Source organism: Brevibacillus sp. AG (assembly GCF_028369215.1).
Taxonomy (GTDB): Bacteria; Bacillota; Bacilli; order Brevibacillales; family Brevibacillaceae; genus Brevibacillus; species Brevibacillus porteri.
This window is the reverse complement of sequence record NZ_JAQMYO010000001.1, coordinates 919,839-938,589: the sequence shown is the minus strand read 5'-3', so window position 1 is coordinate 938,589 and position 18,751 is coordinate 919,839. Positions and strand designations below refer to the sequence as shown.

General features: G+C 47.2%; 25 protein-coding genes and 1 tRNA gene. 25 read left to right on the top strand and 1 reads right to left on the bottom strand.

The genetic code is table 11. From position 1 onward, the window contains the following. The first annotated feature begins 25 nt into the window (after positions 1-25). From ypeB to POF51_RS04120, 14 genes are all read left to right on the top strand, one after another. Positions 26-1,393, top strand: coding sequence for a germination protein YpeB (gene ypeB, locus POF51_RS04185; RefSeq protein WP_069845434.1), 1,368 nt, complete (start codon positions 26-28; stop codon positions 1,391-1,393). 115 nt (positions 1,394-1,508) lie between these two features. Continuing rightward, a complete protein-coding gene (locus POF51_RS04180; RefSeq protein WP_271754039.1) occupies positions 1,509-2,192 on the top strand; it encodes a flagellar brake protein in 684 nt (227 codons plus the stop codon). Between the two features lie 25 nt (positions 2,193-2,217). After that, entirely contained in the window at positions 2,218-2,400 is a 183-nt protein-coding gene (locus POF51_RS04175; protein WP_016740005.1) for a hypothetical protein, read from the top strand. A gap of 209 nt (positions 2,401-2,609) precedes the next feature. After that, positions 2,610-3,281 (top strand): (d)CMP kinase, encoded by a 672-nt coding sequence (gene cmk / locus POF51_RS04170; RefSeq protein WP_271754038.1) that lies wholly within the window; start codon positions 2,610-2,612, stop codon positions 3,279-3,281. Then, a complete protein-coding gene (locus tag POF51_RS04165; protein ID WP_017248093.1) occupies positions 3,278-3,871 on the top strand; it encodes a lysophospholipid acyltransferase family protein in 594 nt (197 codons plus the stop codon). The genes cmk and POF51_RS04165 overlap by 4 nt, the downstream gene beginning before the upstream one ends. A 185-nt stretch (positions 3,872-4,056) precedes the next feature. After that, positions 4,057-5,229 carry a 30S ribosomal protein S1 gene (gene rpsA, locus POF51_RS04160; RefSeq protein ID WP_069845431.1) on the top strand — a complete coding sequence of 391 codons (1,173 nt, stop codon included), beginning with the start codon at positions 4,057-4,059 and terminating at the stop codon, positions 5,227-5,229. Positions 5,230-5,305: 76 nt separating this feature from the next. Then, complete coding sequence (fni, locus tag POF51_RS04155) at positions 5,306-6,358, top strand: type 2 isopentenyl-diphosphate Delta-isomerase (RefSeq protein ID WP_106835991.1); 1,053 nt, start codon at positions 5,306-5,308, stop codon at positions 6,356-6,358. A gap of 85 nt (positions 6,359-6,443) precedes the next feature. Further along, positions 6,444-7,079 carry a YphA family membrane protein gene (locus POF51_RS04150; protein WP_069845429.1) on the top strand — a complete coding sequence of 212 codons (636 nt, stop codon included), beginning with the start codon at positions 6,444-6,446 and terminating at the stop codon, positions 7,077-7,079. 7 nt (positions 7,080-7,086) lie between these two features. Next, positions 7,087-7,992 carry a YIEGIA family protein gene (locus POF51_RS04145; protein WP_069845428.1) on the top strand — a complete coding sequence of 302 codons (906 nt, stop codon included), beginning with the start codon at positions 7,087-7,089 and terminating at the stop codon, positions 7,990-7,992. Between the two features lie 3 nt (positions 7,993-7,995). Then, entirely contained in the window at positions 7,996-8,178 is a 183-nt protein-coding gene (locus POF51_RS04140; RefSeq protein WP_017248098.1) for a capping complex subunit for YIEGIA, read from the top strand. 54 nt (positions 8,179-8,232) lie between these two features. Further along, entirely contained in the window at positions 8,233-9,546 is a 1,314-nt protein-coding gene (gene der, locus POF51_RS04135) for a ribosome biogenesis GTPase Der (RefSeq protein WP_069845505.1), read from the top strand. A 15-nt stretch (positions 9,547-9,561) separates the two neighbouring features. Further along, positions 9,562-10,164 carry a glycerol-3-phosphate 1-O-acyltransferase PlsY gene (gene plsY, locus POF51_RS04130; protein ID WP_017248100.1) on the top strand — a complete coding sequence of 201 codons (603 nt, stop codon included), beginning with the start codon at positions 9,562-9,564 and terminating at the stop codon, positions 10,162-10,164. Positions 10,165-10,177: 13 nt separating this feature from the next. Next, positions 10,178-11,230 (top strand): NAD(P)H-dependent glycerol-3-phosphate dehydrogenase, encoded by a 1,053-nt coding sequence (locus tag POF51_RS04125; RefSeq protein WP_069845427.1) that lies wholly within the window; start codon positions 10,178-10,180, stop codon positions 11,228-11,230. A 78-nt stretch (positions 11,231-11,308) separates the two neighbouring features. Continuing rightward, on the top strand, positions 11,309-11,575 hold the full coding sequence (locus tag POF51_RS04120) for a stage VI sporulation protein F (RefSeq protein ID WP_007716506.1): 267 nt from the start codon (positions 11,309-11,311) through the stop codon (positions 11,573-11,575). A gap of 120 nt (positions 11,576-11,695) precedes the next feature. Here the strand turns inward: POF51_RS04120 and POF51_RS04115 are convergent, their stop codons facing one another. Then, a complete protein-coding gene (locus tag POF51_RS04115; protein WP_069845426.1) occupies positions 11,696-12,172 on the bottom strand; it encodes a hypothetical protein in 477 nt (158 codons plus the stop codon). A 134-nt stretch (positions 12,173-12,306) separates the two neighbouring features. Between POF51_RS04115 and POF51_RS04110 the strand changes: the two genes are divergently transcribed. From POF51_RS04110 to POF51_RS04060, 11 genes are all read left to right on the top strand, one after another. Next, positions 12,307-12,495: a DUF2768 family protein gene (locus POF51_RS04110; protein ID WP_017248104.1), complete on the top strand. Its 189-nt coding sequence runs from the start codon at positions 12,307-12,309 to the stop codon at positions 12,493-12,495. Positions 12,496-12,507: 12 nt separating this feature from the next. Further along, positions 12,508-12,804, top strand: coding sequence for a 2Fe-2S iron-sulfur cluster-binding protein (locus tag POF51_RS04105; protein WP_271754029.1), 297 nt, complete (start codon positions 12,508-12,510; stop codon positions 12,802-12,804). 16 nt (positions 12,805-12,820) lie between these two features. After that, positions 12,821-13,168 carry a 2Fe-2S iron-sulfur cluster-binding protein gene (locus POF51_RS04100; RefSeq protein WP_271754026.1) on the top strand — a complete coding sequence of 116 codons (348 nt, stop codon included), beginning with the start codon at positions 12,821-12,823 and terminating at the stop codon, positions 13,166-13,168. Between the two features lie 16 nt (positions 13,169-13,184). Continuing rightward, positions 13,185-13,913, top strand: a complete 729-nt coding sequence (locus POF51_RS04095; protein WP_271754024.1) for a hypothetical protein — start codon at positions 13,185-13,187, stop codon at positions 13,911-13,913. Positions 13,914-14,093: 180 nt separating this feature from the next. Then, the gene (spoIVA, locus tag POF51_RS04090; RefSeq protein WP_069845504.1) at positions 14,094-15,572 is read left to right on the top strand and encodes a stage IV sporulation protein A; all 1,479 of its coding nucleotides are present in this window, start codon (positions 14,094-14,096) and stop codon (positions 15,570-15,572) included. 237 nt (positions 15,573-15,809) lie between these two features. After that, positions 15,810-16,082, top strand: a complete 273-nt coding sequence (locus POF51_RS04085) for an HU family DNA-binding protein (RefSeq protein ID WP_005831316.1) — start codon at positions 15,810-15,812, stop codon at positions 16,080-16,082. Positions 16,083-16,289: 207 nt separating this feature from the next. Continuing rightward, positions 16,290-16,856 carry a GTP cyclohydrolase I FolE gene (gene folE / locus POF51_RS04080; protein WP_017248108.1) on the top strand — a complete coding sequence of 189 codons (567 nt, stop codon included), beginning with the start codon at positions 16,290-16,292 and terminating at the stop codon, positions 16,854-16,856. A 66-nt stretch (positions 16,857-16,922) separates the two neighbouring features. After that, positions 16,923-16,999, top strand: a tRNA-Pro gene (locus tag POF51_RS04075). Between the two features lie 111 nt (positions 17,000-17,110). Beyond that, complete coding sequence (locus tag POF51_RS04070) at positions 17,111-17,821, top strand: lytic transglycosylase domain-containing protein (RefSeq protein ID WP_069845337.1); 711 nt, start codon at positions 17,111-17,113, stop codon at positions 17,819-17,821. A gap of 37 nt (positions 17,822-17,858) precedes the next feature. Beyond that, entirely contained in the window at positions 17,859-18,089 is a 231-nt protein-coding gene (mtrB, locus tag POF51_RS04065; protein WP_017248110.1) for a trp RNA-binding attenuation protein MtrB, read from the top strand. Between the two features lie 76 nt (positions 18,090-18,165). Further along, entirely contained in the window at positions 18,166-18,681 is a 516-nt protein-coding gene (locus tag POF51_RS04060) for a hypothetical protein (protein ID WP_069845336.1), read from the top strand. The last annotated feature ends 70 nt before the right edge of the window (positions 18,682-18,751 follow it).

Genomic DNA, 18,751 nt, shown 5'->3' with positions numbered 1-18,751 from the left:
GTAATCAAAGGAGGAGTGGCAAGGGATGGTATATGGAGCAACAGCACGTGTGTTATTTCCCATTGCCCTGGTTGCCTTAATAGGCGCTGGCGTGTGGGGATATCAGGAGCACAATGAGAAGAACTCGGTCCTGATCAAAGCGGAAAACTCATATCAACGAGCTTTTCACGATCTCACTTATCATGTGGACAAGCTGCACGATGAGCTTGGCAAATCGCTGGTAGTCAACTCGCGCAGACAAATGACCCCCATTTTGACGAGTGTTTGGCGGCTTTCCTATGCGGCACAAGCGGATGTCGGACAACTCCCACTGACCTTGATGGCGTTTAGCAAAACCGAAGAAATGCTGTCGAGGGTCGCAGATTTTTCTTATCGCGTCGCTGTGCGTGATCTGGACAAGCAGCCATTGAGCCAAAGTGAATACAAGACCTTGAAGAGCCTGCACACCCAAGCAAAGGATATCCAGGATGAGCTACGCAAGGTACAAACCCTCGCGATGGACAAACAATTGAGGTGGATGGATGTCGAGACGGCATTGGCCTCCAATAAAAGCAAAGAGGACAATTCCATCATCGATGGCTTCCAAACCATTGAGAAAAAAGTGCAGGAATACCCTGATTTAGACTGGGGCGTCGGGATACAGAGTCTCGATAAGAAAAAGCAGCAGCGAATCAAAGGGATCGATGGCAAAGCAGCCACCAAAGAGGAAGCAGAGAAGAATGCACTGGCGTTTCTCGGGTTGAAGCCAGGGGATGCAAAAGTAGAAGTGAATGAGAACGGCAAGGGGCAGGAATACTCGGCGTATAGTGTACGTGTCACGCCAAAAGGACACAAGACAGGCATTAACCTCGATGTCACCAAACGCGGCGGTAAAGTGGTTTGGATGATGAACGAGCGTGGGGTTGGTGAGGAAAAGCTGGACATGACACAGGCGGAAGAAAAAGGTCGCGTGTTCTTGCGTAACCACGGATTTGACAATATGCAGGTCTCCGAGATTGACAGCTACGACCGCAACGCACTCTTTACGTTTGTGCCTGTTCAGGATGGCGTCAGAATTTATCCTGACGGGGTGGTCGTCGAGATCGCGTTGGACAATGGAGAGGTTACTGCCTTTAACTCGACGGAGTATCTGTTTAATCACAAAAAGAGAATTCTCTCCGAGCCTCGTCTCACGAAAGAAGAAGCAAGGAAAAAAGTCAATCCGAGTGTAAAAGTGACGGATCAACGCCTTGCTCTCATCGAAGGGAAAAACGATGGAAAAGAAGTATTGACATGGGAAATGACAGGTAGCTTTGAAGGAAATTCGTACATGGTCTATATCAACGCCATGAATGGAGAAGAAGAAGAAGTTGTGAAAATGGAAACGGGATCAGCACAGAACGAGGGACAATAGCGTTTGAAAAATCATGGGGAAAGCTAGTTTTTTAGCGGCTTTCCCTATTTGCTGATTCGAAACAAAAGGGTATATAATGGAAAGGGTGATAGGGAAGGGGAGGAACATTTACTTTATGATGCTTCCACGAATAGGACAAACAATCAGACTAAACTTCACGAGTTCCTCAGAAGAAATGGAGCTGCAAACGTTCAAAAGCCGAGTGGCTGATTTGAAGGATGATGTAGCTTCCATCGAGTTGCCAACCAGCGAAAACACTGGACGGACTGGGATATTTCAACCAGGGACAGAATGCTTGGTTTGGTATGTTGGCGAGGATGGCTCACGCTATGAATTCCGCTCTGCGATTGTCGGCAGGCAAAACAACCACATTCCTGTACTGCTTTTGCAACTCCCGGCGAAAGAGGAGATTGTGCGCACACAGCGACGAAACTACTTGAGAATTGACACCACGGTAGACATCGCAGTCAAACTGGATGATCCGATTCGACGCTATCATTTTCTGGCACGAACGCTGGATATCAGCGGTGGTGGGCTGTCTTTTAGCTGTGAGGAAAGCTTTCATTTGAAGGAAAAAGACAACTTGCACGTCTGGATTTCCCTTCCAAGCAAAAATGGACAGGTTCAACATGCTTTTGTTGAGATGGAAATCGTCAGACAAAAACCGGCGGAAGAAAAAGGTTTGCACCAATGGATTTCGGGTAAGTTCACCCAAATCAGTGAGCAAGATCGGGCAAAAGTGGTTAGAGCGTGTTACGAGAGACAGCTAGAGCTTCGCAAAAAAGGCGTTGTGGATTGACGCTTCATCAGAGGAAGTGACCCTATTGACCAGTCAGTACAACGATCGTTTTCGCAGCTTTTCCAAACGGGTAGAAAAAGGCATCATGATTGGAATTGTCGTATGTGCGATTGTACTGACCATAGGCGAAGTCCTCATTCAGTACGTTCCCGCAAGACTAGTATTAATCGAAACAGAGCGCTTGGAAGGCGTGTCCAGAGAGCCCTAAAGGTTTGCGCATGCTTCCATACTATGGTACTATTATAGATAACATAGAAAACGGTCTTGGATCGTTTTTTTGTAGACCATTAGTGGTCACAGCCAAATCCGAAAAACGCAATATCGTTTTTCATCACACAAAGAATGGGAAAGGGCTTCGACAGAAGCTTTTCTTGTTTTATTCCCATCCGAACTAACGTACATAGCAGGTGAGAAGTAATGAACATTGCCATTGATGGACCAGCGGGAGCAGGCAAAAGCACTGTCGCCCAAAAAGTAGCGGGACAACTGGAATACGTGTACATTGACACGGGTGCCATGTATCGTGCCCTCGCTTGGGCAGTCCACCATCATCAGCTCCCTATCAACGATGAGTCTGCAGTTTCCGAACTTTTGCAAAAAAACAAGATTCAACTGGTTCGGGAAAACGGACAGCAACATGTATACTGGAATGAAATCGATGTCACAAGCTGGATACGTTCCACAGAAGTGAGCCAGTACGCCTCCATTGTAGCGAGCTACGGTTCCGTACGTGAACAAATGCTTGTGCTCCAGCGACGATTGGCGACTCAAGGCAATGTCGTCATGGACGGTAGAGATATCGGTACTCATGTTTTGCCTGATGCAGATGTGAAGATATTTCTGACGGCCTCCATCCAAGAGCGTGCAGAACGCCGCTGGAAGGAACTACTCGCAAAAGGTACCCAGACAGACTTATCTGAGCTGGAAAAAGAAATCGAAGAGCGAGATCGACGGGACATGCAGAGAGAAGTCGCGCCGTTGCGCCAAGCGGAAGATGCCGTTTTGGTAGACACAACAGGAATGACCATTGATCAGGTGGTCGATCGCATCTTGCAAATCTGCGAGCGAACGGGAGAGTCAACCCATTGAGTTACTATCGTTTATTCAGAGGTTTTTTTCGCATAATTTTTTCGCTTGTCTTTCGTTGGCAAGTGATCGGGCGTGAACATATACCTAAGGAAGGCCCAGTGATCCTTTGTGCCAACCATATTTCTTTGTGGGATCCACCTCTTCTCGGGAGTGGTATCGAGCGTCAGGTTCATTTCATGGCCAAAGAAGAGCTTTTCAAAATTCCGGTCATATCCTTTCTCATTACTAAATTCGGTGCATTTCCGGTCAAACGGGGTGCAGGAGATCGTGCGGCCATTCGCACGACTCTCAAATTGCTGGAAGATGGAAAAATCTTTGGAATCTTTCCTGAGGGAACTCGCAGCAAAACAGGGGAACCAGGGGAAGCAATGCCGGGTGTGGCGATGTTCGCTCTCAAATCAGAAGCCGCGGTCATTCCGGTAGCCATTATCGGGCCATATCGGCCGTTTCGTTCCATTAAGATCGTTTACGGTAAACCGATCGATCTGACTCAACTGCGCGAGGCCAAATCAAGCGCAGATACGTTGAAGGAAGCGAGCGATCTGATTATGGAGCACATCAAGCAATTACGGAACCAGCATCTCTCTTAGCAAACGGTATAGAATTGCTAAAGGGACGAATACTAAATCTGCTGGAACTTACTGGCTTCATCAGTACTAACTGCCAGCCATCAGGCGACAGTTAAAAATATACATGCTCCCGCTTCGTGTAGTGAGGTTGTACACAACCTGTACATAGACGTTTGGGACTGGATGGTATTAAGGAGGTCTTTTGAATGATGGAAGAAACGAACGTAAGCTTGACGGATGCAACAACCATTTCCGTAGGAGATGTCGTAAAAGCAACCGTAACAAAAGTTGAGGACAAACAAGCGCTTGTAGATCTAGGTTACAAGTACGATGGTCTGATTCCTATCAGCGAACTGTCTCCACTGCATGTTGAAAAGGTATCTGATGTAGTAGCGGTTGGTGATACTTTCGAAGTGAAAGTCATCAAGCTAAACGACGAGAAAGAAGAGCTCGTTGTTTCCAAGAAAGCCGTAGCGATGGAATCTTCTTGGTCTGATCTTGAGCAAAAAATGCAAGCGGGTGAGATCATCGAAGCGTCCGTGAAAGAAGTAGTGAAGGGCGGCCTGGTTGTTGATGTAGGCGTTCGCGGCTTCATTCCGGCTTCCATGGTAGAGCGTCATTTCGTTGAAGATTTCTCTGATTACAAAGGCAAAACATTGGCTTTGAAAGTAGTAGAAATGGATAAGGAAAAGAATAAAGTCATCCTGTCCCACAAAGCAGTTTTGGAAGACGAAGTAAAAGTGCAAAAGCAATCCATTATGGATAAAATCCAAGTGGGTCAAGTATTGGAAGGAACGGTTCAGCGCATGACCGATTTCGGCGTATTCGTGGATATCGGTGGTGTTGATGGATTGGTTCACGTATCTGAACTTGCTTGGAACCGTGTAGATAAGCCGTCCGATGTCGTGAAGGAAGGCGACAAGGTGCAAGTGAAGGTCCTCAAAATTGACCGTGAAAACGAGCGCATTGGCCTTAGCATTAAGGAAACGCAAGCAGGTCCATGGGCGAGCGTTGCAGAAGATTTCAAAGCGGGCTCTATTTTGAATGGAACTGTAAAACGTTTGGTGTCCTTCGGTGCATTTATTGAGCTGGCTCCTGGAATCGAAGGCCTGGTACACATCTCGCAAATTGCAAATCGCCGGGTGAATACACCGAGTGAGGTTTTGAAAGAGGGCCAAGAAGTACAAGTGAAAGTTTTGGATGTTGTTCCACAAGAACAGCGCATTAGCCTCAGCATCCGTGCAGTAGAAGAAGACCGTGTGGAGCAGGCAGAACGTGCGAGCAAGCGTGAACAGCAACAATTCACGCAAGAAAACAACCAACCAATGGGCGTGACATTGGGCGAGTTGTTCGGTGATCTGAAAGACAAGTTCAAGTAAGATAAAAAGTAGGACTCATGGGGATACGCTCTGGCGTATCCCTTTTTTCTGGGAGTGAAAGTCTAGGAGGGGTAGAATGGATCGTCGTTCGATTAGGAAACTGGACCATATTCGAAATGCTCTTGTTACCGGGGAAAATGGTGCGAATAGTTTTGATGATGTTAGCTTTGTTCCAAACAGCTTGCCGAATGCAGCATTTGCTGAAACTTCACTGGACACCGAGATCGCATCCTTACGACTCTCCTCACCGATTATGATTAATGCGATGACGGGTGGAGCTGGTGGGACTACGCAAATCAATCAAAAACTGGCGATCATTGCGAGGGAACGCAATCTGGCTATGGCTGTTGGCTCACAAATGGCAGCTCTGCGTGATCCGGATGTTACGGATAGCTATCGGATTGTCAGAAGGGAACATCCACAGGGGATCTTGTTTGCAAATGTTGGGGCGGAAGCGACAGTGGAGCAGGCAACAGCAGCGGTGGAGATGATCGAAGCGAACGGACTGCAAATCCATCTAAATGTCATGCAAGAGCTGCTGATGCCAGAGGGAGATCGGGATTTTCGCGGCTATCTCGAGAGGATTCAAGCAATCAGGGAGAGTCTGGATGTACCGGTTATGGTCAAAGAAGTCGGTTTTGGCATGGCGAAGGAATCAATCGAGAAACTCATAGAAATCGGGATCAGAACCATCGATGTGGGTGGAAGGGGCGGAACAAATTTTGCTCAAGTCGAAAATATGCGTAGTGATCATCCTCACACGATGTTTGAAGATTGGGGATTCACGACGGTAGAGAGCTTGCTGGAAGCGAATGCTGTCGGTCATCCGGGAATGTCGTACATAGCAACAGGCGGTGTTCGTCATGGTCTCGATGTAGTCAAAGCCGCTTCTTTAGGCGCGTCCGCTGTCGGGATGGCGGGGGCAATGCTGCGTCTGGTTCAACGCGAATCTCTGGAAGGATGCTTGTCTACCGTAGACAGATGGCATCACCAAATTCGTGTGGCGATGACGGCACTAGGTATGAAAGGTCTGGCAGACGCAGTTTGTACTCCTGTTATGATCACGGGAAAAACAGCGGAGAGAGCTAGGCTTCGTCACATCCAATTGGAGAGACTGGCGCAACGTTAGTTAGTGGACGAGCATTCGATTCATGAAATTTCCTTGATTGAGGCATACTTTTGGGGGAGACAACCATCATTTTGAGGAGATGAACATGAACGAGGGAACCGTTGCGATCCTCATCCAGTGGTCTTTGCTGTGTCTTGTCTGGATGGGAAGCTTTGACTTGCAGCTGCAAAACATGAAGATGGAACGCAGACGAGTGCTCGCAGTGATCAGTGCGTTTTTAATTTGTACGTTTGTGAACTGGGAAATCTATTTTGCCCCCATTCAAGTTAGTCTAAGTGGAACGATATTGCCACTGATCGGAAGCATTGTCCTCTACACCAAGCTCATGTCCAAAATACGCAGATTGTACTTGCTGAGTGCGCTTGCAACGGCCCTTTTGCTATTTTGGCTGCGCTGGCTGTTTTTTACCGATCCGATCTTGCTGTTTTGGGATGAGAGGATCATCGTACCCGCTGTTGGAGTCAGTACGATTTTTTTGATGAGCAGAACGAATCTGGGCCAACTGTTTCAGCTCACGTTCGCCATCCCACTCGCAGATGTGATACATTCGCTTTATTTTTGGAAATTGTCGGGTTCCTGTCAATGGGGATCGGAGTATGCGCAAGATCTCTTGTGGAGTGGCATATCACTATGGGCTCTCGTCAGCATCGTCTGGTCTGCGATTCGTCGTATTCTTGGTAGAACAGAAACAGAGTCTTCCCATTCCGATACGGGCAGGTGACGCTAGGGTGTTGAAGGAATTGCTAGCTTACGAATATGTTTTTCCATTAGTTCTGGGTTTCCTATTCGGCATTATGTGCCGGATTCATCTTTTGCGAACAGATTATCGACAATATCCAACCTATCCCCACGGAAAAATTATTCACATTTCACTTGGGGTGATTGCATCCGCGCTCGGAGCGATAGCGATTCCCGCCCTGCTCAAGGAGAATTACACGGCGGTCACATTTTTAACGGTGGCTGCTCAGCAATTCCGCGATGTCAGGAACATGGAACGCACTACGCTCACAGAGATCGATAAGCAGGAGCTAGTGCCCCGTGGTGGTCCTTACATCGAAGGAATCGCAATGGTGTTTGAAGGACGCAATTACATGGTCATGTTTACTTCTTTGGTGACAACGACGGCTACCATCCTTTTTCATTGGTGGGGAGGTGTCATCGCGGGTGTCATCGCCTTGATGATTTCTCGCAAGCTGCGCTCTGGAAAAACACTGTCGCTGATTGCAGAGATCGAGCCGGGGGAAGTGAGAATGGAAGGAAGAGACTTGTATGTGAACGACATTTACATCATGAACGTCGGGTTGGCAGATGCCCAAGAGATCATACGTGAGCAAGGTGTGGGTTTTATTCTGACACCGAGGGATGCCAATGCCAAGGTCACGATTGCCCACCCAGGACAGCGGCAAGCGATATTGCACGATGTCGCGACGCAGCTCGGCGTTTATACAGATACGGGAGAGCCATCGCTATCACCATTGGTAAAACGTGATATACAGTCAGGGAGACTGGGTGTATTTTTATTACCGCAAGAAAAAGATGTGGAACGCGCAACGTCCGTCATTCGTGCAGTCCCAATTCTCGAAAGCGTCTTCCGAATGCCAACGAAGACTAGAATGGTGAAAAAGGAGCTGTAGGCCATGACAGGATTAATCTTGTCGGTGATTACGACGAACAAAGACAGGATTGCGGGTGGTGTCCCGATTTTTATCGAATCTACCACGGAGAAGATGCAGCAAACGGCTTTCACGCTGGAAAAGATACTGGACGCGATGGTGCATGAAGTGAGCGACGATACCCTTATCATTGTTCGGCATAAGTAGTGTATGGTATGATTAGCTAGTCAAAACGTAAAATGAGAGAGAGTGTTGTTGATTATGGGATTACCAGTGGTAGCCATTGTGGGGAGACCCAACGTGGGAAAGTCCACGATTTTTAACAGATTGATTGGCGAACGAGTCGCGATCGTGGAGGATATGCCGGGAGTAACCCGTGACCGCCTGTACGGGAAAGGTGAATGGTTAACTCATACTTTCCATGTGATTGATACCGGTGGAATTGAGTTTGGCGAGACCGACGCGATTCTTACACAGATGCGTTACCAGGCAGAGCTTGCGATTGACGAAGCAGATGTCATCATTATGATTGCAGATAGCCGCACAGGTGTGACAGATGCGGACGTTGAACTGTCACGAATGCTGAATCGGACAGGAAAACCTGTCGTACTCGCGGTGAACAAAGCGGATAATCCGGAAATGCGTGCGGATATTTATGACTTTTACTCCTTGGGCTTGGGCGAGCCATTCCCTGTCTCGGGTAGCCATGGTCTTGGCTTGGGCGATATGCTGGAAGACGTGGTTCAGCATTTCCCAGCAGAGGATGACGAAGAGAAAAGAGACGATATCATTCGTGTATCCATCATCGGTCGTCCAAACGTCGGGAAGTCTTCCTTGACGAATGCGATTCTCGGTGAAGAGCGAGTCATTGTCAGTGATGTTGCCGGAACGACCCGTGATGCGATCGACACGCCATTTGAGCGTGATGGCCAGAGCTACATTCTCGTAGATACGGCAGGTATGCGCAAGCGCGGGAAAGTGTATGAAACAACGGAAAAATACAGTGTGATGCGTGCGATGCGTTCCATTGAAGATTCCGATGTCGTTCTTGTTGTCATTAACGGGGAAGAGGGCATTATCGAGCAGGACAAGAAGATCGCGGGTTATGCACATGAGGCTGGCCGTGGTGTCATTATTGTCGTGAACAAATGGGATGCTATTGAAAAAGACGACAAAACGATGCAACGCTTCACAGAATTGATCCGCGAAGAATTTAAATACCTGGATTACGCTCCGATCATGTATGTGTCTGCAAAATCGAAGCAACGTGTCCATACGATTCTGCCGAAGGTTAATGAAGTAGCACAAGCACATACTATGCGCGTTCCTACCGGCGTTCTCAATGATTTGGTAACAGATGCGACGATCCGTACACCTCCACCATCTGATCGCGGCAAACGCTTGAAGATCAACTATGCGACACAAGCGACAGTGAAACCACCGACGTTCATTTTGTTTGTGAACGATCCAGAACTTATGCACTTCTCCTATGAACGTTACATAGAGAACAAGATCCGTGAAGCTTTTGTGTTTGAAGGCACACCAGTTAGAATCTGGACACGGAAAAAAACGTAGGGAGAGAAAAACGCCATGGTGTTATTATCCTGGGTGATTAGCTATTTAATCGGTTCTATTAGCTTTAGCTATCTTATCGCCAAAAAAGTCGCAGGAATTGACATACGTTCTCATGGCAGCGGAAATGCCGGAGCAACTAATACCTTAAGGGTGTTAGGAAAAGGCCCCGGCATTGCCGTTCTCCTTCTTGATGCACTTAAAGGAACAGCTGCGATGGGACTGACTCACCTGATGACAGGAGACCCGGCAGCGTATGCTGTGGCAGGCTTGTTTGTTATCGCCGGTCACAATTGGCCGATCTTTTTTGGATTCCGCGGAGGGAAAGGCATTGCGACCACGCTAGGTGTCGTGTTAGGTTTTTCTCCCTTGGCTTTTTTAATCGCTGCCGTGTTGGCTGTCATAGTCATTGCGATCACTCGCTTTGTTTCATTAGGATCATTGGTTATCGTAACGGTTATTCCATTCACCCTTTACTTGTTGGACAAACCTATTTCCTTTATTTGGGCGAGCTTGGCGATCGCAATCTTTGCTTACATTCGTCATTATAATAATATCCGCAATCTTCTTTCAGGAAACGAACGGAAACTAGGAGATAAGTCCAACCGGAAGCTAGGATAATGTACGAACGGACATGAGAAAAGTGGAGGGGGACGTATTGATTCAAAATGTTACGGTGATTGGGGCCGGAAGCTGGGGAACGGCACTTGCGACTGTTTTGGCGGACAACGGGCATCAGGTTACGCTTTGGGTACGGGATACCAAGCTGGCAGAAGAAATAAACAGCAAGCATGTGAATGAAAAATACCTGCCTGGAGAAAAGCTTTCAGTAAACATAGTGGCGACGACCAACATTCAAGAGGCTGTAATAGGCAAGCGAATTGTTCTTCTCGTTGTTCCTTCCCATGCCATGCGCCAAATCTGTCAGCAAGTGGCTCCGTACTTAGAACCGGATGTACTTTTGATTCATGCGACAAAAGGCTTTGAACTGGAAAGTCTGAAGCGAATGTCAGAAGTCATTGCGGAAGAGGTGCCGAAAGAGATTGCGTCTAGAATGGCTGTGTTGTCAGGACCGAGCCATGCCGAGGAAGTAGTCAAACGGCAACCAACGACAGTTGTGATGGCGTCTGAATCGGAAGAAAGCATGCTGCGCTCTCAGGATTTGCTGATGAATACGAATTTTCGTGTGTATACCAACCCGGATTTGATTGGCGCTGAGATCGCTGGAGCGTTGAAGAACATCATTGCACTTGGTGCAGGGATGTCTGATGGCTTAGGGTATGGAGATAACGCTAAGGCAGCGCTGTTGACCCGTGGCTTGGCGGAAATTAGCCGTCTGGGCATTAAGCTCGGTGCTAAGCCGCTTACGTTCTCAGGTCTGGCTGGTGTTGGCGATTTGATTGCCACATGTACGAGTAAACACAGCCGAAACTGGCGTGCAGGTTATATGCTCGGACAAGGAAAAAAACTCGATGACGTACTGGCGCAGATGGGGATGGTCGTCGAAGGTGTTCGGACAACAAATGCAGCCTTTTCCTTATCGCAACGCGAGCAAGTGGAAATGCCAATCACTTCTGTTCTGTATGGCATGCTGTTTGAAGGAAAAGAAGCTCGTCAAGGCGTGGAAGAACTGATGGGGCGCGGAAAAACCTTTGAAATGGCATACCTCAATCCTGATGCGGAATAAGTCATGAATGAAGTATCACCGATTTAGGCTTCTGCACATACGATAGGGTGAAAGCCCATGTGCAGGAGGAGATTTCACATGAATAATATGTCGAAACGACTTTTTGAGCGCTTGCAAGGAAAAGCAACGGAAAATGTTGATGAAGAAAAGCTTCGCTCACTAGCCGGTCAGGTCAAGCGCAGTGATTTTGAAGATGAGACTAAGCTCCGTCAAATCATTCGCACACTCGCTACCCTTAGCGGCAAGCAATTAACTCCTGAAAAGGAGGATAAGGTCATTGAAATGTTTCGCAATCAGGAAATCAATCTGGGTGACATGTCCACCTTGACCAAGCTGCTCAAATAAGAGAAATGGGCGATTATGCCCGTTACCTGCAACAAAAACCGTCATACAGTAAGACTAGGAACAATCATGGCTCTACAGGGACATGGCTGACCTACAGATTGCAAGAAAAAAAGAGGGATCTTATCCCTCTTTTTTTCGTTCCTTGGAGTTGCTGCTTACCTGTGTAATCAGGTTCTGGACTAATGGGGATTGCAGGAGACCCAGTAATTGCCCGATATCTATATTGCCCAAAAGGTTGCCTAAGCCTGATTCCTGTGGTGCTGTTTCTGCTGCCTTTTGTGGCTCTGGAGCAGCTTTGCGTTTGCCAGTAGGCTTTTCGGCAACGACCTCAGGCTCAGGCGTGCGTTTTCCGAGGTTCTCCATCATCTCCATCGCCCCGTACAACGAATCCATCGTGTCTTCTACCTGCCGGATCGTGCTGCCGATCCCTTTGATGTTATGGCGCATTTTCGATACAGAGGTGCGCAAATCAACCGTGGGCAGGATTCTTTTCGGTGAAATGGAAAGGGAGACATTTTCGATTTGGTCGCTTAATTTTTTGCTGGGTATAGGCGCATATGGATTCCGCCATTTTCGATTATTTACTTTATTACTCAACGTTTCATCCCTCCAATGGGCGAATTCATCACGATAGTCTATGCGAATGTCTAGTATTAGGTTCGCAAGCGTCAGACGAAGATGGGGAAGTATGGTATAATAAAGCAAAAAATGCAAAGGATGCTGCAGTCCCGATGTATATTGATCCTATGACAAAGATGAACATTTCCTTAATTGCCATTGGGCTCATGTTCGTCTGCAATTTAGTTATGATCTTTGCCAGAAAAATAACCAATGCGTTTTTGCGGTTCCTGGTGAAGACCTTCGCATTCTTACTATTACTCGTCGTGCTTGTCATGATTTTGATTGTGATTTTTGTCTAGGGAGGATTATCGATGTCAACGATCACATTACTTACTCGTGCAGGCATTCATGAAGTCTCGATCGAGTTGAATGAATCCATTGTTGCTCTTGCGAAAAAGAACAACGTCGTGTGGGGCCATGCCTGCCAAAGAGGGGTATGTGCACAATGCCGTACGCATGTTCTGGAAGGAGCAGAGTACTTAAACGAAGTGACACCAGAAGAAAAACTGCGATTGCGCAAGGCTGAACGCACAGAAGGCTACAGATTAGGCTGCCAGACAAAGATTGTTTCAGCAGGAACAGTCAAGGTAGCTCATCGGCCGTACTAGTAAAGGAAGTGACAAAATGGGGAAAGTAACCTTTCTCCCGAGCAAGAAGAGTGTGAAGGCGCGGTCAGGGCAAACCTTGGTCGGTGTAGCTTCGTCAGCTCGCGTCGTAATTCCGCAGAGATGCGGTGGGCATGCATCTTGTCTGATGTGCCGTGTGGTCGTTGAGAATGGCCTGCTGTGCCCGCCAACGGCGCTGGAAAAGCGCAAGCTGCCTGAAAAGGATCTCGCGAATGGGATTCGTTTGGCCTGTCAGGCAAAAACGACGGAAAAGGATTGTACGGTCAGGATTCCAGAAAGCAAGCTGAAATCAGTGGTAGCCGCTGCACTCGAGCGACAACGTAAAGAAAATGAAGATGGAATGTAAGAGGTGTGTACATAAGATGTGGCAATCGTGGCGAAAATCGTTCAAGCTCGTGATCAGTTTGACGATTCTGTCTTCCCTTTTATCCGGATGCTTGTATCCGGATGAGCGCAGAGCAGAGAATCAAATTCCTAGTACCTTTTTTGTAGAAGCAACAGAAAAAGCGATTGAGCAATTCCAAAAAGACACAGCAGTATTGCCAATCGTAACGAAACCCCTCGATACTCCTATTTTTGAAAAATACGAGATTGATTTCCGTAGGATGATCCCTAAATACATGCCGGATGTACCAGGGAACGCATTTGAAAAAGGTGGCGTATACAAGTACGTACTCATTGATGTGGATACAAAGCCGACAGTGAAGCTCATTCATTTGACCGCTGTAAGTACAGTAGCGGATGTACAGAGCGAAGTAGACCGTTACAAGGGACATTTCGAAAAGCTGCCTGTACTCGCTGACCTGGGGAATGGCTACTATTCCATCGATCATGAACGACTCGGGTTAAAAGCGTGGCAGGTGCCGTCCACGATGGGGACTTACTTATTGCCACTGGTCATGAACGCTGAAGGACAAGTCGGGATCGACTATGCTTCGGATATCGCGCAATTGCTTCGGGATACAAAAGTAACCGTGCCGGAAAAAACAGACCCGAGGTACGTTCTTGCACGCCATTCGATGTTTGTGCCAGCGAAATCGTTTCCATATGAAATGGTCGATGGTGACCCAAGGCTTCTCAAACTAAATTAGCTTTACGAAAAACGACTCTGAACAGGGTCGTTTTTTTTGTTCTAGTTAACGCAAAAATACATATATTTGTACTGTCCACAAAACTAGTACGAGATTCCCTACGAAAATACTGGCGGTCAGGGATAATTCGGAAAATCGGTCATAGTGTAAAAATAGACAAATAGAAGGAGGTCATCGATGGTGGAACGAGTCGACATCTTTAAAGACATTGCCGAACGGACGGGCGGAGACATCTACCTCGGAGTGGTAGGCCCTGTTCGTACGGGAAAGTCTACCTTTATCAAGCGGTTTATGGAGCAAGTTGTCATCCCGAATATTAACTCTGAAGCGGAGCGGATACGAGCGACAGACGAGTTGCCGCAGAGCGCTTCAGGACGAACAATCATGACAACCGAACCCAAATTTGTTCCGAATCAGGCTGTTAACGTACATGTGACAGAAGGGCTCAGCATCAATGTCCGCCTCGTTGACTGCGTTGGCTATACGGTGCAAGGGGCAAAGGGCTTTGAAGACGACAATGGCCCAAGAATGGTAAATACACCTTGGTATGAAGAGCCTGTACCATTTGAGGAAGCGGCCGAAGTCGGGACACGCAAGGTTATCCAGGAACATTCAACCATCGGGATTGTTGTGACAACGGATGGCAGCATCGCGGAAATACCGCGTGTAGGATACATCGATGCAGAGGAGCGGGTTGTAAACGAGCTGAAGGAAGTCGGAAAACCGTTCGTGATCGTTGTAAACTCGACGCGTCCGCGAGCCGACGAAGCACAGAACCTTCGCTTACAGCTTCAGGAAAAATACGATGTCCCAGTCGTTGCCTTGTCGGTTGATCATATGACAGAGCAGGAAATCTTGCTTCTCATGAGAGAAGTTCTGTTTGAATTCCCAGTTCATGAAGTAAATGTAAATCTGCCGAGCTGGGTAATGGTGCTGGAAAACGGGCACTGGCTGCGTCAGAACTACGAGGAAGCCGTACGTGAGACCGTGCAGGATATCCGCCGGTTACGCGATGTGGACCGTGTCGTCGGCTTCTTCAATGACTATGACTTCGTAGAGAGAGCCTCTCTTGCTGGTATGCATATGGGGCAAGGGATCGCAGAGATTGACCTCTACGCGCCAGATGAACTGTATGACCGCATCTTGATGGAAATTGTCGGTGTTGAGATAAATGGCAAGGATCACTTGTTGAAAATCATGCAGGAATTCGCACATGCCAAGCGCGAGTTTGATCAGGTAGCGGAAGCATTGCACATGGTCCGAAGTACGGGCTACGGTATAGCAGCCCCGTCGTTGCATGAAATGACCTTGGACGAACCTGAACTAATCCGCCAGGGGCCGCGCTTTGGAGTCAGACTTAAAGCAACAGCACCGTCTATTCACATGATTCGGGTGGATGTCGAGTCTGAATTCGCTCCGATTATCGGAACAGAGAAGCAGAGTGAGGAGCTTGTCCGCTATCTGATGCAAGATTTTGACAAAGACCCGCTTTCCATCTGGAACTCCGATATTTTTGGACGCTCGCTCCATTCCATCGTAAGAGAGGGTATTCAGGCAAAAATTACCATGATGCCAGACAACGCGAGATACAAATTACAGGAGACTTTAGGTCGAATCATCAACGAGGGATCGGGTGGCCTGATTGCGATCATACTCTAATAAATAGTTCCAAAGTCCTATAAACAACAAATATAGGGAAGGCATCTGACATGACGAGATGCCTTTTTTTCTTGTATTTCGTTCAATTTCGACAGGAGGGGCTTGAATTTAAGAAATCGGTGTATTACTATAAGCTTGTCAGATCGGTAAAAACAACCATTCGTGTATAAAACGCTTCGTTTCGGTTAAGAAAAATAATAGCTAGGACTTGGTGTTCTTTGAGGGGAGGTGAATAAAATGAACAAAACAGAACTGATTGCAAAAGTGGCTGAAACCACAGAACTCACCAAGAAAGATGCAACAAAAGCAGTTGATGCAGTTCTTGACGCAATTGCAGATGCATTGAAAACTGGTGATAAAGTCCAACTGATCGGCTTTGGTAACTTCGAAGTTCGTGAACGTGCGGCTCGTAAAGGTCGTAACCCACAAACTGGTGAAGAGATCGAAATCGCTTCCAGCAAAGTACCTGCGTTTAAACCAGGTAAACAACTCAAAGACTCCATCAAGTAGTTGTTTCTTTTGAGAACGAAGCACTTACATAAAAAAATCCACATTGATTAAATGTGGGTTTTTTTCTGTGTACATACAGTTTGCCTATGAAAATACTGGCATATTTTTTTGTCTTTTTTAAAACGATATGGTAAGATTGGCTTTGATCGCGAGCAGGCAGAGCTTTTGGATGAGAAACAAGGCGTATGCCGTTACGTAGGAGGTACAATGATGAACGTCGATTTGGATAAAATACAGCAAGCTGTTCGCATGATCCTAGAAGCAGTAGGGGATGATCCTAATCGAGAAGGAGTCCTCGATACCCCTAAGCGAGTTGCGAAAATGTACGCTGAAGTATTTGAGGGCATGCATATAGACGAAGATCAGTATTTTGAGACTGTCTTTAGCGAAGATCATGAGGAAATGGTGTTAGTGAAGGACATTCCGTTTTACTCCATGTGTGAGCATCACTTGGTTCCCTTTTTCGGTAAAGCGCATGTCGCTTACGTACCGCGTGGGGGCCGCGTGGTTGGACTGAGCAAGTTGGCGCGTGCGGTTGATACCGTTGCCAAACGCCCACAGTTGCAGGAACGCATTACATCGACAGTAGCAGACGCGATTATGCGCAAGCTCGATCCGCATGGCGTGGTTGTGGTTGTTGAAGCAGAGCATATGTGCATGACGATGCGTGGCGTGAAAAAGCCAGGCTCGAAAACGATCACCTCTGCTGTTCGCGGGATGTTTGAGAAAGATGCGGCTGCCCGTGCAGAAGTATTTAGCTTGATTCGCTCATAAAAATTCAAAAATAAGGAAATTATATTGACTCTATAAGTAAAATATTGTATAGTACGGATGTACAGTCGGGATGTGGCGCAGCCCGGTAGCGCGCACCCTTGGGGTGGGTGAGGTCCAGGGTTCGAATCCCTGCATTCCGACCATCTGCATATAACGATCAGAAGCCTTGAGCAAAGGCTTCTTTTTTATGTGAAATGGCTACTCTCCCAAGTAGTACCATTTTGCTATTGGCTTCTTGATCTTTCTTTTTTATAATGATAGGTAGACAAGCTAGGGAAGGGTTGTTCAATGCTATGAAGGTGCCTGTATCACTTCAACCATATTTGCAAACATTGCCGCAAACCTATGACGCCTCTTCGCTTTCGTATGGAGACGAGGGGCTCTTCTCGGACATCCTGCAGTCCCAGTTAGCAACAACCGGCCAGCGGGTTATCAGTTCGCAGGAGATTTTAGCCAAGTTAGATGGTTCTAGGAACTGGAAGATTCCTACCCATATTCAAAATGAGCAGTCCCTGTTTTTTGCAAAAGGGCCATCTGTTCCTACCCCGGAAATTTTGGGCAAGATTGATCAGACAGCGAAAGCGATCGGAGTGGACGCTGATCTAGTGAGAGAGGTCGTCAGGGCCGAATCCAATTTCAATCCGAATGTAGAATCTCACGCAGGGGCGAAGGGCTTGATGCAGCTGATGGACAATACGGCAAAAGCCATGCAAGTCCGTAATGTATACGACCCTGATGAAAACCTTGAAGGTGGAACAAAATATTTGAAGTCGCTCTTGGATCGTTATGATGGAGATGTGAAAGTAGCACTTGCTGCTTACAATGCTGGTCCAGGTCGGATGAGTCGTCTGGGAATCAGCAGTGATGACGAATTAGAAGCGAAGTTTGACCAATTGCCGCAAGAGACACAGCGCTATGTAGACAAGATCATGAGCCGACTGGAGTCAGAAGGGGCATCATACTAGACATACTCGCATATCGTATTGGTCAGGAGGAAACATATTGGCACAACCATCGGGATTTAATCAGGATTATTTCGTAGTCAAAGCGAAGGAAAATGGCGTTCATGTGATCGGATTAACAAGAGGCACTGATACGCGTTTTCATCATACAGAGAAACTCGATAAAGACGAGGTCATGATTTTTCAATTTACTGAGCACACCTCTGCGATTAAGGTGCGAGGAAAAGCAGTGATTTACTCGCAGCATGGCGTCGTGGATACGACCGAATAAAGAGCAAGTCGTTTTGCTAAGAAGCAGGCATAGCCTGCTTTTTTTGTTTGTACAATGGAGGAGAGGAGGGATGTCTATGCCGCGCCAATTGTTGATGGCGATTGCTGTTTCCACTTTCTTGGCTCTGATGCTGTCGCTCGTTCCCACAAATCAGTGGATGCAAGCGGATATACCGACATTTCAGTCGGCACGAGCCATTCACTTAAGCGAGCAAAATGCCCTTGATTTGTTTACAAGGTTGTCGACACATTATAATATTAAGCGTATAAAATGGGAAAACCCATCGATCTATGTCGATTTTGTGGTGAAACCTGCCGAAAAAGTAGAGCTAAACACCGTCTATCAAGATTTTTACCGTTTGACATACGACTTGCGTACCTATGCAGACAATGTTGGGCCCGTGTACTATCGCTTGTTGGAGGAGACGGATCCACCAAAAGAATCGAGATTATTGATTGCCATACAATCGACAACGGGAAATCTCGCAGGGCATGACAAACCTTTGACCGACCCTTCGGATATCCAGTCCTTTGTAAGCAGTACATTTCCCATTCGAATCGAGCCGTATTTTTATGAGCGAATTAGTCCCTGATGGAAGAAGTATGGTATGATAGTAGAGACGGCCTTTTGACCGGACGGCAGAGGAAGACCGAAGAGTATGG